The sequence below is a fragment of the Adlercreutzia sp. ZJ138 genome (assembly GCF_011038935.1).
Classification (GTDB): domain Bacteria; phylum Actinomycetota; class Coriobacteriia; order Coriobacteriales; family Eggerthellaceae; genus ZJ141.
On the sequence record NZ_JAAKEA010000005.1, the window covers coordinates 1 to 15331 of the forward strand.

Genomic DNA, 15331 nt, shown 5'->3' on the forward strand with positions numbered 1-15331 from the left:
GTCTTTTACTTGATGCTGACTGTATCCCACTTGGCATGGTTATCTATCCTGGCAATGAGTCAGAAAAGCCGGTAATTCGCGAGGTTATATCCCAAACAAAGCGACGCAACAATATGTACGGGCGTACTGTGCGTGTAGCTGACAAGGGACTAAACTGTGCCGATAACGTTAGCGATGCTATTTTGTCTGGTGATGGCTATATCTTCTCAAAGTCGGTAAAACAGCTACCCACAACAGAGCTTTCGTGGGTATTATCCGATGAGGGCTGGTCGAATATCGCAGACAAAGACGGCGAGATTATCTACCGGGTGAAGTCCTGTGTCGCAGACTTCGAATACAAAGTCACTACAGATTCTGGAGGTAAAAAGGCAGTTCCAGTTGAAGAGAAAAGGGTTGCCACATTTAACCCTAAGCTTGCCCGCAAACAACGTGCCGAGATTGACCGACAGGTAGAAAAGGCGCGTCGCTTGCGCCTGTCGCAGGCCAAAAAGTCAGAGTATAGTGACTGTGCTAAGTTTGTGACCTTTAGTGCAGTTGATTCAAATGGAGAAGAACCTGATGCAAAGGTAGTGGCAACACTAAACCACACAGCCATCGAGAAGGCACGCCGTCTGGCAGGCTACAACATGATTGTGACCTCAGAGATGTCAATGAGTGATGCTGATATCTATTCGACCTACCATAATCTCTGGCGCATAGAGGAATCCTTTAAGGCGATGAAGTCCCAACTTGACGCGAGACCTGTGTATCTGCAAAAGTCCGAATCGATCACCGGACATTTTCTTATCTGCTACCTATCGGTGCTGCTTGAGCGGCTCGTACAGCTAAAAGTGTTAGATGGGCGCTTTTGCACTGAAGAGATAATGAGACTTGCCCACAATTATCGTGTAGTTGAGGTCTCTGAGCGCAAATACGTCAACATCTCCAAGTCCTTACCCATCATCGACGAGTTGGAGAAAATGACGGGGCTGCCGCTGGGCAATTACTACCTTACGAAAGGACAAGTCGACTCCATCGTCAACTGTCAATTCAACATACCCAATGTTCAGTAGTGCTGCATACCGAAGCACGTTCGAAGGATAGGACGACCCACCTGATGGCACCGATGGCTTGGGTATACAACGTTTAAAAGACAAAGCGAAGTGTACCTACAAACCATGTCGAATTCTTAGCACCAGAAATGAAATCGAAACTCGGAAGTCAGGTACTATACTTCGAGGAAAAATGAGAAAAGCTCCGACTTTTCGAATTCTGATCGGACTAGGAATTACACTTATTACGCTAATTGTTTTGAGCATATATTATTCTTGGAGTAGTGACTTTCAACCTCAAGGGAGATACCCTTTATTGAAATATTGGTTCCTTTGATGCTAGTGGTTTTATGGAGCTACGAACAATTCGGAAAAGATCTGAGAAACATGGTTGCAGAAAAAGGAATAAAAGGGGAGAAGATAGTTATCTCTGTATTCGTTAGAGCGGTGCCTATTTTGGCCTCTTGGCATAGATAGCTTTTTATTATGGACAATGGGCTTGATCGCTGCGCTTCAATGTATGAGTGGGATATGATGATCTGTCTCTAGTTTAAGAAAGTGTTTGTTTAAGGTGAGTCTACTCCTGAAAAGAGTCGAGGAGGTGCTGAAAACGAGAGAAAAACGCTAGTATTTCAGGAGAGAGAAACTTTAATCAGCGTTTCCCTAGCAGCGCATGATTGTGGTCATTGGCACTACGGCTAGTATAGTGTAATGCGAATAAGTTGATGAGGACAAAGGTCATGATTAGTTTTAATGAACCTCCATTTGTTGGTCGCGAATTTGAATATGTGCAGCAGGCTGTTGCAAACAAAAAAATATGCGGGGATGGTCCATTCACGAAGCGGTGTCATGAGTGGATAGAAAGTACGATGTGCTGTCAGAAAGCGTTGCTCACTACAAGTGGAACAGCTGCCCTGGAAATGGCCGCGCTTTTGTGTGATATTGAGCCCGGTGATGAGGTAATACTCCCAAGCTATACATTCTCTTCTACAGCAACCGCTTTTGTTCTTGCTGGTGCTCAACTTGTGTTCGTAGATATTCGTCCAGATACGATGAATATTGACGAGCGTAAAATTGAGGAAGCTATTACAGAGAAGACTAGGGTTATAGTTGTTGTTCACTATGCAGGGGTTCCTTGCGCCATGGATGAGGTTATGGCCATAGCGAAGGCTCACAATCTGAAGGTCGTAGAAGATGCCGCTCAAGGCGTTATGAGTAGCTACAAGGGGAGGGCTTTAGGTACTATTGGAGATTTCGGCTGCTTTTCTTTTCATGAAACGAAAAATTACTCTATGGGAGAGGGTGGGGCGCTTCTTATTAATAATTCTAGCTACAACGAGAAGGCCGAAATATTGAGAGAGAAAGGTACGAATCGATCAAAATTCTTCCGTGGTCAGGTGGATAAATATACATGGGTTGATTACGGAAGTAGCTATCTTCCCAGCGATATGAATGCTGCCTATCTTTGGGCTCAATTGGAAGAGGCAGATAGGATAAACAATGATCGTTTGGCTTCGTGGGATTTCTATCGAAATGAGTTAGCCGTACTCGAAGAAAGAGGGTGTTTGCAGCTCCCCGTTGTCCCTGAAGGATGTATTCATAATGCGCATATGTTCTACGTTAAAGCTAAGGATCTCGAAGAAAGAACAGCATTTATTGATCATATGAGAAAAAAGGATATTTGTACAGTATTTCACTACATTCCGCTACATTCTTCACCGGCCGGAATGAGATATGGGCGTTTTTTTAGTTCTGATGAGTATACAACGTCGGAAAGTGACAGATTAGTCAGATTGCCTCTATATTACGGGTTATCAGCAGAGAATAAAAGGACAGTTGTTAGTGCCATTCACGCTTTTTTTGATGAGGGTAGGTGAGTCACTAGACGCACCCTCAATGGAAAAAAATGGGATAGAAGAGGGGTGGAATGAGTTGGTTTAGGAAGCTCAATCAGCTGTCCAAGGATTCAATTTCGACCGCTACAGCAGCATTTGCTGTAGTTGGGTCAGAAATAACCATTATTAGTATTACGGCTTTTGTACTGTTCTTGGGTGTACCCGGTATTCTACTCGTTATGGGGTCTATGGTTTTGTCGGCACCCCTTCCAACGATATTATTTGAATATGGTCATTCTTTTAGTTTGTACTCTATTATAACGACAAGTTCTGATCTCTTTGTTTGAGTCGGATTCCTTAGAATCTCACCGTTTGACCATATGATCGTGTGACAATATATCCACAGTGGGTCGACAAAGGAAAAGAAAGCGCGGTTACTGCGCGGAGAGTGACAGAAAGAGTATATGGGGGCAGTAGTTTGAAAGTTTCAGTCGTTGTGCCATGTTATTATTCCGAGAGGATAATTTCTAAAGTAGTGCAGCTCACCAGAGAAGAATTAATTAAAGGTGGTTATAATTATGAGTTTATATTGGTAAACGATGGGTCTACGGATAACACTTTTCGCCAAATAAAAGAGTTATCAAGTGAAGATAGCAACGTTGTTGGGGTTGATTGCGTAAAGAACCTTGGCCAGCATGCGGCTATAATGGCGGGGCTACAATACACGACAGGTGATGTTGTGATGTTGATGGATGATGATATGCAAACACATCCTTCACAATGCCTGAGGATATTGCAATGCATTGATCAGCATCCTGAATATGATGTCGTTTTTGCAGCATGGCGCAAACATAAGGAGTCGTTATGGAGACGTGTGGGCTCAGGGTTTGCCTCATGGTCTATGCGGATCATGACAAAGCGGCCAAAAAACATATATTCAAGTAATTATCTTGCTATGCGTAATTATATTCGAGACGAAGTAGTTAGATACAGTGGGCCATACCCTTATATTCAAGGCTTGCTGTTTAGGGCAACGGATCGTATGACAAACGTTGAGGTGGAGCATTTTGAGCGCGAGGATGGGAAGTCGGGGTATACTCTCAAATCTCTAATCCGCCTTTGGGCTACAGTGCTCGGCTTTTCAATGTTGCCTTTGAGGGTGTGCAGTATTACGGGTGCTGTGGTGGGTACTTTGGGAATTGTTGCGGCCATTGCTTTGGTAATTATGCGTATTCTTAATCCCGAAATGCAAATGGGTTGGCCTTCTCTCATGTCTGTTATGCTTATCTGTTTTGGTTTAGTTTTGTTGTTTTTAGGAATAATTGGAGAGTATGTTGGTCGATTGTTGATGACGGCAAACAATTCACCGCAGTATATCGTTAAGTGTATTGAAGATAATAGACTTAATATGCTAGACGATGTGGACTGAACGTTTTGAGGAGGTTTATTGTGGGACGACATCGACTAATAATCCTTGGAGGAATGGACGAATTCGTTGATCTTGTGAAGACAGCTAATGAAAGAAATATATATACCATAGTTTGTGATGGTTATGAAGGAAGTCCTGCGAAAAAATACGCTGACAGATCCTACACGATTAATGTTCGAGATATTGAGGGCGTGGCCGCAATATGCGAAAAAGAGGAAGTTGATGGAATTATTACATCTTTTTCGGATATATTGGCAGAATGTATGGTAGAGATAGCAGCAAAAGTGAATATTCCTTGTTACGCTTCTCCTGAATCATTTAAGTACTTGCGCGAAAAACCCCTCATGAAACAGATGTTTCATCAACTAGGCATACCATCTCCAGAGACTGTAAAAGTTCACAAAGAAACTATTCGATCAGATATTGGACTTGTTGGCTTGCCGTGTGTCGTTAAACCATCAAATGGTTATGGATCGCGTGGTGTATATGTCCTTAATACTATAAACGATGCACTAGATCGTTTTGATGAAGTATCATCCTACTCGTCTTCTGCTTACATTATTGCCGAAAAACTAATGAGGGGCCATGAATTCAACATGATGAATTGGATGGTAGATGGTGATTTGTATACCGTGAGTATTGCGGATCGAGAAACTTCCTCGGCTAGCACTGCTTCTATACCATATGTCTCCCGATGTGCATATCCAAGTCGATTGATCGATGTTGTATATGAGCCGGCAAGGGAGATAGTTAAAAAAATTGCAGAATTTGTTGGTATTGAAACAGGACCGATCTCGATGCAGTTTTTTTACAACGAAGAAGATGGGATTCAGGTATGTGAAGTGGCGGGTAGGCTCTTTGGTTACGAGCACGAATTAGTAACTATTTCTAGTGGCCTTTCTATAGAGGACTTGTTGTTAGATCAGGTTTATGACCATGATTCTCTTAAGAAAAAAATCATGGGGCATACTCCGTTCTTTGCAGTTCATAGTGCAGGACTATACTTTCATGGACGCGAGGGGGTAGTCTCGAGTATCCTCGACGCAGAACGTGTTACAAACATTCCTCAGATGGTTGAAGCGAAGTTCTATTATCTACCAGGTGAAATAATTAACCATAGTGTGGGAGCGAAACCATACACGCTTCGTTGTTATATTAAAGCTGATGACAGAAATCAGTTAGACAGTATCACAGCTAACATGTTTGAAGAAATGAGCATATTAAATGAAAGCGGAGAGGAAGTACTTTACCGTAACAAAATGACAGAATACTGATCCTTTTGCGTTTTTCAGCGTTAAGCTGAGGAGAGGTAATAATGCAATTTCTCGTAAATGACTACAGTTTGGAGCAGTATGCTCTTGATTTGCGATGGAAAGATATACCAAATCGTATACAGAACAGAGTGTTGATGTGTAGCATTGATTTAATGACAGCATTAGTGTTAGGAAGTCGCTCAAATCAGTTTGAATGTGGGCTAAAGCTCGCTCAGTCGTTGGGGCTGAGGGGGGAGCTTCCTGTGGTGGGTGAGGCAAACGCTGGTCTTAATTTCTTGGGAGCATCCATAGTAATGGGTCATGCGTCAAATTCCTTCGATATTGATGATGGCTTTAATCTCATAAAAGGGCATCCAGGAGCTTCGTTTGTGGGCGGGACCTTGGCTGCAGCACTGGATGTTGATGCCGATTATGAAGATTATCTTGTGACTTTGGCGATATGCTACGAAGTTGGGATTAGGTGGGCTCTAGCTATGCAGAAGCATTATAATTATCTGCATAGCACAGGATCTTACGGTGCGTTTGCTACGGCACTAGGAGCAGGAAAGCTCAGGAGACTAAGTGCCTCGCAATTAAAATGTGCTCTATCAATAGCCGATTTTCATGCTCCTATGGTTCCTGTTATGAGGGCGGTAGAGTACCCATCGATGAATAAAGATGGTGTACCTTTTGGCTCCTTGATCGGTGCTATGGCAGTATTGGAAACCTATTACGGGGTTACGGGTGCTACACATCTACTCGAATGCCCTGAGTTTCGTTATCTGGTTGACACATTAGGACAGCGATATTATATAGAGGAACTGTATTTCAAACCGTACACCTGTTGTCGATGGGCACATCAGCCTATAGATGCCTGTTTGAAGTTAATGGCCGAGTGTGGGTTTTGTTGCGATGACGTCGAAAGAGTCACAGTTCATACATTTAGATCGGCTGCTGCACTGAGCAAGAAAAGACCTTTAGATACGGATGAGGCACAGTATAATATTTCTTTCCCAGTAGCTTGCGCTCTTGTTCATGGTGATGTTGGGTATGAGCAGATTAGAGACGAAGCTGTTAAAGACGAGCGTGTGCTCGATATGATGGAGCGGCTGTCATTTGTAATAGATGATGATCTAGAGGCTCTTTTTCCGGAAAAGCGAAAAGCATGGGTGGAGATAAAACTCAAGAATGGCCAGATGTTTTGCAGTGAAGCTGTGGAGGCTCCAGGTGAATCTACTGATCCAAGGCTTGGGCTAGAATGGGTGGAAAATAAGTTTCGTCGCAGGACGGCGGGTTTGATTTCGGCAAGAGGGCAAAACGATATTATCGGTTTTCTGAAAGAACCTACTGGTAGCGTAAAAGAGATGGTTCTTCAAATTAATAAGGCAATGTTGGAAGTGGAGTAATTCGACCGTAAAACGATCGAACGTTTAGCAAAAGGTTGAATTACTTAACTCAACACAGCTCTATAATTTGTATTATGTTGGGCATCACATCAGAATATATATTAGCGAAGAGCCTTTCTATATGATGATAATAGTATTGGAGTAGTTGACTAACGGGAAGGAAGTTACATGACAAAAGATATGTCCTATTTAGGAAGTATGCCAATTGCGGTACTTGGAGCTGGAGCGGTAGGGATGACCTGTGCTGCGGATTGTAAGCTTGCAGGACGAGAAGTTCGGCTTTATTCACGGAGTTTGCGATCCATTAAAGGTCTAGACCGTACCGGCATTCTTCTGGATGGCATCCAAAGAAATCTCTATGGTTTTGAACGATCTGGAAAAGCCCATTTAGATATGTATACTAACGATATGGCAGAGGCTGTTAGGGGTGCTGGTATTATCGTCGTCGGCATAACCGCTCTTTCTCAGGATGATTATCTGAAGCCATTGGCAGGATTGCTGGAAGATGGTCAAGTGGTTCATGTTTTTACGGACAATTACTCCAGTATTTTGCTTCGAAAGTATATGAAAGAGTGCGGTAATGATGCTAGGGTTGTTGTTGGAGGATGGTCGTCTGCCCCTTATGGTACGCGTGTTGAAAAAGTACAAGGCTTTTGGATGCCTCATGTAGGTGCAAAGTATCGTGCGATCACCTTAAGAGGAGCTAGTATGCCTATGACGGATATCGAAGAGTTTATGGAATCTTCTAAATACTTGCCTTGTATGGACGCCATAACTCAAGGGGATGGTCCTGTTGTGGGTGATACTATGCTTGATATTGGGTTCGCTAATGTTAATCCTGTTATTCATGTCCCTGCTTCCATACTCGGGGTTTCTAGCATGGAAAATTGGAGCGATGTTTATGGTAATGAACCAGAGAGTTATTCCATGTATTCCCATGGGCTTTGCCATTCTATTTGTGAAGTTCAGTATCAGTTCTACGGTGAGGAATGTAAGATTGCTGACGCAATAGGCATAGAGATTCCTAGATATAGATACGAGATGTTTTTCTCGCGTCGCTCTGTCTTGACACAAGAGTATATGGGGCTTGACGAAGACGGAAAAGATAATGTGGTATTTCCTCTTAATCGACCGTGTGATGAAGGGAATACCGGGCCAAACAATATCAACCATCGTTATATCACTGAAGATATCCCAATCAATTGTAAAATCTATCATGAGTTGGGAGTGAAATTTGGAGTTAGAACCCCCATTATTGATTCTATGATTGTGCTAGGGGGAGCTATGCATAAAACAGATTGGTTTGAAACTAGTCCTTATGGGCTTGAGCGTCTTGGTATTGCAAACATGAGTAAGGAAGAATTACTTGAGTATTTAAGAGGCGAGTAAGTCGATATGAGAGGTGATGTAAAACAGGGTAATGAGAACTATCGTCCGATAGTTCTCATTACCCTACACGTGTTGTTGCTGATATATTCCGCTTCGGGTCTATTTAGCAAAAGTGCATCTATGGAGCAATTTGGAAGTGTGAGTTTCTTTTTGTTCTATGTTGGGATGCTTTTTGTGTTAGGAATATACGCTATCGGTTGGCAGCAAATACTAAAAAGGCTGCCGCTGACTGTAGCGTTTGCAAATAAAGCGGTAACTGTGATTTGGGGGATGTTATGGGGCGCAGTTTTCTTCAATGAATCTATAACGTTTCCTATGATAATAGGAGCTACTGTTGTGATGATAGGTGTTGTATTGTACTCGTATTCCGACAGAGAGACTGAGAATAAAACAGTAAATTAGTAGACTATAGCTTCTAAAGGGGATAGTTCAGTGCTTTTTTATGCGCTTATTTATCTAGTGGGTGTGTTTATTGCTTCTGTATCTCAAGTTATGCTTAAGAAAGCGTCTTTACGTGAATTCGATAGTATTGTTAGCGAGTATTTGAATCCTTGGGTTGTGGTTGCATATGTACTCTTTTTTATTACAACTCTTTTGACTGTTTATGCATATAAAGAGGTTCCCTTGACGTATGCACCTATATTAGAGTCCTTTAGTTATATATTTGTCACTTTTTTTGGTGTGGTGCTATTTAAAGAAGAATTTGGAAGAAAGAAAGCAATAGCATTAGTTCTTATTCTACTAGGAATCGCTATTTTCACGTTGGGTGTGTAATATAGGTTTAGTTATTCGTATACAAGTAAGATAGATGGTGAGATAGGTTGCTATGGCGCTATAACAAATAATTGCACATTTAAGCGTTTTAAAATAACTTTTCAGCCCCCATTTTTTGATCTTATCTTGGCCCAGAATTATTATTACGGTGTGCTGTAAAAAGTTGTGTAGAGTTCTAAGGAGAAGCGTTGCCAACAGTAAGAATTCTGCTGATTACGAATTTACAATGTTGAGACAAATTGTTGGACTGCTCTATACAATAGCGATCTAAGGAAGATTAATGGTTAGAGAACTAATAAAGACTGTGGTTTCATTGTCGCTGGTTTCGGCTTTGATTCCTGTTCCTGCTTTTGCGGATACCGTAAATGAGGGAGTTCTGCCAAGTAATGATCCTAGCATGTTAAGCGACGATTTAACAGCTGACAGTTCGCAGGGGGATGGTGAAGTCTCGGGAGCTGATGCCGATGAGGTGGTTGATCTCATTCAGCAAAACCCTAAAGGGGATGTATCAACGGATCAATCTTTAGAGCAATCGCAAATCAAAGAAGATGATCTTGCTCAAGAAAACGAAAAGGATTCCGATGAGCTTCTGGCTAATAGTTGGAGGTTCAATAATGGCGTTTTGCTTACGAGTCAAGATGGTGCAAGAACGGATGGCGATGGTGGCATAAGTCTTGCAGAAGCTGTAACACATCCTGATGGTGGATATACAATATTCAACTGGTTTGATATGTTTAGTAGGGGGTACTGCAGTGGTCAAGGTGCTCGTAAGGTCATTGATGTAAGTCAGTGGCAGGGTGCTATCGACTGGGCTGCTGTAAAAGCTTCTGGGGTTGACTACGCCATTATACGTTGCGGTTGGGGTAGTGACTATACATATCAAGATGATACGTACTGGCGTGAAAATGTTCAAGGGTGTCTGGCGAATGGAATACCTTTCGGGGTGTACATTTACTCCTATGCGACCGACACAAACATGGCTGCAAGTGAGGCAGCCCATGTTCTAAGGCTGTTGCGTCAAGAAGGTCTGGATCCTTCGAAGGTTGTTCTTCCTATCTATCTTGATCTCGAAGACAACAGAATAGCAGGTGCCGATTTAGCTGCTACTGCGACAACATTTTGCTCTACAATTCAGTCTGCAGGTTACATTCCAGGTGTCTATTCAAGCGCGTACTGGTGGAACAATAAGCTGACAGAGCCGTGTTTTGATTCGTGGATGAAATGGGTCGCTGAATGGAATGCAAGTATCGGGCTGACTTGTGGCAGATTCGCTGATTTTCCGAACAGCAATAGTGTGTGGCAGTTCTCCGACTATGGAAGCGTCTCTGGTATTTCGGGGCCAGTCGATTTGAATTATACGTATATGCAGGCTGATTGGGGTGAACCTACCCTGTCCGCCGATCTATCCTCCGATGAAAAGACTGCCACTATCACCGCATCCGGTGGGTTGTACTCCATGGCTTCGTCGGTAAGCTTCCCAACGTGGTCCGAAGCTGGCGGACAGGATGATATCGTGTGGTATGGTGCTCGTCGTGCAGCGGACGGCTCTTGGTCCGCTACGGTACCTGTATCGGCTCATGCCACTGCAGGTGACTACTCCGTGCATGCCTACGCCACTGTGGCTGGCGCTACGCGCGGCGTAGGCTCGACGTCATTTAAGGTGACTTCACCTAAAGCTGATGTAACCCTGAAGGCTGACGGTAAGGGCGGCTTCTCAGTGGGGGTTCGTGTTGATGCGGCCTCATGCCCTTCGGGTGTCACGCGTGTACAGGTGCCTATATGGTCTGAGACTGGCGGACAGGATGACCTTGTGTGGCATGAAGCCAAGCGCGGTTCCGATGGTGTATGGAAGGTTACCTCGTCGGTGGCTGAGCACCTCTGCTCTGAGGGAACCTATATGGCTCACGCCTACGTTACGTGCGGCAATGGTGTGTGGACCCATGCGGGCACCGCTGAAGGTGAGGTGACTATTCCGGAAGGATACTGTTCCATTTCAGGTTCGCTTGGTTCTGGTTCGCGTATTGCATATATAAAAGTATCGGGTGCATCTAGCGTTTCCATTCCCACGTGGTCCGATGCAGGTGGGCAGGATGATATCGTGTGGTATGGTGCAGCGCATCAGGGTAATGGCATATGGAAGGCGGTTATCGATTGTGCTAATTTCCGCCAGGCAGGGTTATGTGTATCCCATTTCTATGCTGACGGTAAAGGAGTGGGACAGACTTCTTTCGAGGTTACTGAATCTGAAGTGTGGTACGTTTCCGGCAATCGCACGCTTGATAGTTATCTGAAAACTATCATTTCGCAGAATGGTACCAACCTGAACACGTTGTTTAACTACGTTGCTGGCTATCCCTATATAAATGGTTCTAAGTACCCTTCTGGAAATTGGAGCATTCCGTTTGCTATAGAAATGTATCAGAACCATGGCGGGAATTGCTATCGTTTTGCGGCGCTGTTCTGCTGGCTTGCGCGAGCAGTTGGTTACAATGCTCAAGTGGTATCGGGTCATGTTCCCACTCGGTCGGGTTACAATTCCCCGCATGGTTGGGTTGAGGTTTACGTGGATGGTGCAACATATGTATGCGATCCCGAATCAGCCCACGAATTCCCTGGACGTAATTGGTATATGATCACATATTCGGGTGCACCGTTTACGTATATTAGGTAGAATAATCTGTGGACTGTTCTGCAGTACCCGCATATAACGGGTACTGATTTTGTTTGGATTAGCAATCGTAAACTACTGCCCGATATACGCGTCAAAAAAAGTAGCTTGAATTATTGAATGCACGCAAGTTACTGGTGCTATAGTATATTCGTCTGAGGTTTAATTTAATCGGCTGTGTATGACTGACGCTTGATATACCTTGGTTTTATTAAAGGACTAAACCACTATGACATATTCTTATCTAATACCAATAACTGCTCTGGCAATCATTTTTTATTCAGTCTGTCGTAGTTTTAATTTGACGTTGTCTAGTAAGATTTGTTCTAAAGAATTAGTCACCATAGTAGGGTTTTCTCTTCTAGGTATTTGTATTATATATTGGAAGTTCTTTTGTGGTGCATCGTTTTATGGTTATAACGACATCGGAAGCGACACTCTCAATCAGTACATTCCGTTTTATCTTGATTTTATAGAAGATATTCGTAGTGGCTCATTATCATTTTGGGATTACAATTTTGGTCTAGGTCATAGCATATTTAAGAGTCAGTCTTGGGTTTTTGATCCTTTTCTATGCATTACAGTGTTTTTTGGTTTAGTTTTTGGCGATGTGGCAGTTCCATATGCATTGGTCATGGAACAGTCTTTGCGAATAATATTATGCGCTCTGCTTTGCGATCGGTTTCTTGCGTTTTATTGTAAAACGCCGCTAGCTAGAATAATAGGTTCACTAATTTATGCTTTCAATGGTTTTCTGCTTCTTTGGGGGCAGCACTATTATTTAGGGAATGCATGCATATGGGTTATGCTCGATGCATTGTGTATCGAATTATGTCTTCGAAAACAGAGTTATAAGCACCTTGTAGCTTTGGCTGTATCAATCGCTATGACCATAATATGCGGCATTTACCAAGCCTTTATGGTAATTATGTTCTTATTGATTTATTCAATCATTAGGTCTCTTTATCTGAATGCTAGCTCATCGACTTTAGTATTCTTCAAGTTCATTTACAAACCGGTGCTGTTTGCTCTGATCGGGTGTTTCATTTCGTGCGTTGTCTTGATTCCGTCCGCATCATCCCTGCTTAGTGATTCAACTAGAATAACATCTGGGGGAACTATTCTAGATAAAGTTCTTATAGCGCTGACTTGCATTAACTCTCCACAAGGTATATTTGTTTTCATTAGTCGATTTATGGGAAACAACTTATTAGGAACGGGTCTTAATGAATATCCAATCTTGAACTTCTACGAAACTCCTCAAATTGGTTGTACTTCGCTTATATTCATTTTTCTTGCACTTTTTATTCATTGGTTGTTTACACAAGATAATCGAAAAATACAGATTTTGTGTTCAATTGCCATTTTACTGGTGGTGCTTTTTGTAGTTGACGGGTTTTTGCCAGCAATGTTGAATGTATTTGCTGCAATATCTTACAGGGGTTCGTTCGTTATAGCTGTCTTAGCAGTTTTAATGATCTCTTTTGTCATAGAGAATGTAATTATGGTAAGAAAAATTAACCTGCCAACTTTACTGATAAGCTATATGTTGTCGGGGGCTATATTGATTGCTTGCGCATGGTATGCACCTGAATTTAGCAAGTTGCTTTGTATTATCTTTTTCATAATGATGACCTCGTGTGTTGTATTGTTTATTGTTTACCAAAAGTATATTAGCTCGAAAAAAATCCTACTTTTTTCGCTACTGTTAGTTGTAAGCACTTCTGTCGTAGATGGTTTCTGTACCGTCAATGCGCGAAGTACGCTAAATAGCGAAACGTTTCCTGTTACTGAATTTGCTGGTATTGATGAGGATACCGATAAAGCTTTGGACTATCTTGACGCAAAAGAGAGAAATGACAGTTATTATCGCATAGAGAAGACATACTATGATTGGACTTCTTGGCTAGATGCTTTAGATCAGCATTATGATGCTATTTCGTCATACGATTCAGTTATTTCCGGTGGTCTTCAGCGGTATTATGAAAATTTCTGGCCGAGTATTTCAGTGTTTCCTGGTAATTACATATATACATCGGTTCGTGAAGATTTCAATAATCCCGCTGCAATGTCTTATTTAGATGTCAGATATGTGCTGTCACGTGAACCGTTGAATTACTTATGGTTAGAGGAAATACAAAGAATAGGCGATGTTTATATATACAAAAACATAAATGATGTGTCATTGGGAAGATTGTATTCTTCTGCTATTACTCAAGAAGAATGCGGCAAGCTTTCTGTGGATGAAAGAAAACACATTTTGGACGAGCGTATTGTTGTAGATCCGAGCGAATCCGATAGTGTCGAAAAATTTATTGACTCGACTGGTGCAACTATAGAAAATGTTAACTTCACAAAACATGACGATGGAACACTTACGGGCGTAATTGACACAGACAAGACAGCCATTCTTTCAATCGCTATTCCCTACAATAAAGGTTGGCATGTGTTAGTTGATGGCGAAGAGCAAGAAATCTATACGGTGAACTACGGCTTTTTAGGTACAACCATAAACAGTTCGGGTATTCATAATGTTGAGCTGTATTTTGTGCCAGACGGTCTCAATGTCGGCGCCGCTCTTTCTGTATTTGGGATACTAGCTTTAGTTGGCTCGGGAGTAATTTGTAGAGTTCGGAATAATGACGCAGATTGACAGATTGACATTACCGGGACTTCAAATTAAAGCGACCGAGATACTTTTGCTATGCTAAGTTTATTCGGTTATAAATAGGAGCTTCTGCTGGTGTTTTTTGGAGATTAAAGATACTCAATGACGTATTTTGTTTCAAGAATATTTGAGATAGGGGCACCGGATCAAAATGAGTTAAGATCGCGGGTCACCAGTGTCTTGATGCCAGTTAGCGATTTTAGAATGAAGTTGCTGTTGATTTTTTTCGGTATCGGGTTTTATGCGGTTATTGAGGTTTGTACGGAGTTGTTTGGTGCTCATGTGATAGATGGTTTCTCTTGAGCTTATGTCATATTTGCAATCATTGAAGTGAGTCTTGGTGTCTACGTCTATTTCATTAGCTTTAGAAAAGGTTGTGTTAAATGAGCTCAAATCAGGTCTTGTCGTTAATCTTTATCGTTGTCGCTGTGGTTTTGACAATCTCTTTGGCGATGCTCTACAAACGTATTGTCTTCGCAGGTACCAAGCCGAAAGCTGGCAAAGCCTACATTAATGAACAATACAAAGTGCTTCGGGCGAACGAAAGTAGTCCATCGGAAAAAGGGAGCGCATTTGTTAGCTTGATTACCATGGGACAAGTGCTTGTTCATACGCTCGTGAACAGCGGTAAGAAATATGATGACGGTATTCAGACTAAGTCTTTTTTATTGCAGTTGACCGATGAGAACGTTTCTAGGCTCATGAGTCTTGGCGGTGATTCTTGTGAATAATATAGAGTCAAAGTCTGTATTTCCACAAGATGTATATGAAGCATATGTAAACGGAAGCTCAAAGTTCTCTGACAGGTTTGCTGCCCTCTATGAGGAAATGAACACTTTCTTAGAAAAGGCGGGTTTAACTGAAAAGGTCTAAGTGGG

The 15331-nt window shown here is 42.3% G+C and carries 11 protein-coding genes; all 11 read left to right on the forward strand.

What is annotated here, in order from left to right; all coding sequences use genetic code 11:
• Nucleotides 1-1052, forward strand: a 1052-nt coding sequence (locus tag G7Y43_RS03230) for an IS1634 family transposase (RefSeq protein WP_165044047.1), incomplete at its 5' end; no start/stop codon positions are given.
• A 719-nt stretch (nt 1053-1771) separates the two neighbouring features.
• Nucleotides 1772-2908 carry a dTDP-4-amino-4,6-dideoxygalactose transaminase gene (rffA, locus tag G7Y43_RS03235; RefSeq protein ID WP_165044049.1) on the forward strand — a complete coding sequence of 379 codons (1137 nt, stop codon included), beginning with the start codon at nt 1772-1774 and terminating at the stop codon, nt 2906-2908.
• Nucleotides 2909-3344: 436 nt separating this feature from the next.
• Nucleotides 3345-4295 (forward strand): glycosyltransferase, encoded by a 951-nt coding sequence (locus tag G7Y43_RS03240; RefSeq protein ID WP_165044051.1) that lies wholly within the window; start codon nt 3345-3347, stop codon nt 4293-4295.
• Nucleotides 4296-4315: 20 nt separating this feature from the next.
• Nucleotides 4316-5569, forward strand: coding sequence for an acetyl-CoA carboxylase biotin carboxylase subunit family protein (locus tag G7Y43_RS03245; RefSeq protein ID WP_165044053.1), 1254 nt, complete (start codon nt 4316-4318; stop codon nt 5567-5569).
• A 41-nt stretch (nt 5570-5610) separates the two neighbouring features.
• A complete protein-coding gene (locus tag G7Y43_RS03250) occupies nt 5611-6954 on the forward strand; it encodes an MmgE/PrpD family protein (protein WP_165044055.1) in 1344 nt (447 codons plus the stop codon).
• A gap of 168 nt (nt 6955-7122) precedes the next feature.
• Nucleotides 7123-8343, forward strand: a complete 1221-nt coding sequence (locus G7Y43_RS03255; RefSeq protein ID WP_165044058.1) for an NAD/NADP-dependent octopine/nopaline dehydrogenase family protein — start codon at nt 7123-7125, stop codon at nt 8341-8343.
• A 120-nt stretch (nt 8344-8463) separates the two neighbouring features.
• The gene (locus tag G7Y43_RS03260) at nt 8464-8745 is read left to right on the forward strand and encodes a hypothetical protein (protein ID WP_241158133.1); all 282 of its coding nucleotides are present in this window, start codon (nt 8464-8466) and stop codon (nt 8743-8745) included.
• 30 nt (nt 8746-8775) lie between these two features.
• Nucleotides 8776-9117: an EamA family transporter gene (locus G7Y43_RS03265; RefSeq protein ID WP_241158134.1), complete on the forward strand. Its 342-nt coding sequence runs from the start codon at nt 8776-8778 to the stop codon at nt 9115-9117.
• A 397-nt stretch (nt 9118-9514) separates the two neighbouring features.
• Nucleotides 9515-11788, forward strand: a complete 2274-nt coding sequence (locus tag G7Y43_RS03270; protein WP_165044062.1) for a GBS Bsp-like repeat-containing protein — start codon at nt 9515-9517, stop codon at nt 11786-11788.
• A gap of 226 nt (nt 11789-12014) precedes the next feature.
• Nucleotides 12015-14438 (forward strand): YfhO family protein, encoded by a 2424-nt coding sequence (locus G7Y43_RS03275; protein ID WP_165044064.1) that lies wholly within the window; start codon nt 12015-12017, stop codon nt 14436-14438.
• Nucleotides 14439-14836: 398 nt separating this feature from the next.
• The gene (locus G7Y43_RS03280; protein ID WP_165044066.1) at nt 14837-15184 is read left to right on the forward strand and encodes a hypothetical protein; all 348 of its coding nucleotides are present in this window, start codon (nt 14837-14839) and stop codon (nt 15182-15184) included.
• The last annotated feature ends 147 nt before the right edge of the window (nt 15185-15331 follow it).

Excerpts from the sequence above, each read along its gene's own strand:
- G7Y43_RS03275 (WP_165044064.1), top strand. The coding sequence starts at position 12,015 with ATGACATATTCTTATCTAATACCAATAACTGCTCTGGCAATCATTTTT.
- G7Y43_RS03255 (WP_165044058.1), top strand. The coding sequence starts at position 7,123 with ATGACAAAAGATATGTCCTATTTAGGAAGTATGCCAATTGCGGTACTT.
- G7Y43_RS03260 (WP_241158133.1), top strand. The coding sequence starts at position 8,464 with ATGGAGCAATTTGGAAGTGTGAGTTTCTTTTTGTTCTATGTTGGGATG.
- G7Y43_RS03270 (WP_165044062.1), top strand. The coding sequence starts at position 9,515 with ATGTTAAGCGACGATTTAACAGCTGACAGTTCGCAGGGGGATGGTGAA.
- G7Y43_RS03280 (WP_165044066.1), top strand. The coding sequence starts at position 14,837 with ATGAGCTCAAATCAGGTCTTGTCGTTAATCTTTATCGTTGTCGCTGTG.
- rffA (WP_165044049.1), top strand. The coding sequence starts at position 1,772 with ATGATTAGTTTTAATGAACCTCCATTTGTTGGTCGCGAATTTGAATAT.
- G7Y43_RS03250 (WP_165044055.1), top strand. The coding sequence starts at position 5,611 with ATGCAATTTCTCGTAAATGACTACAGTTTGGAGCAGTATGCTCTTGAT.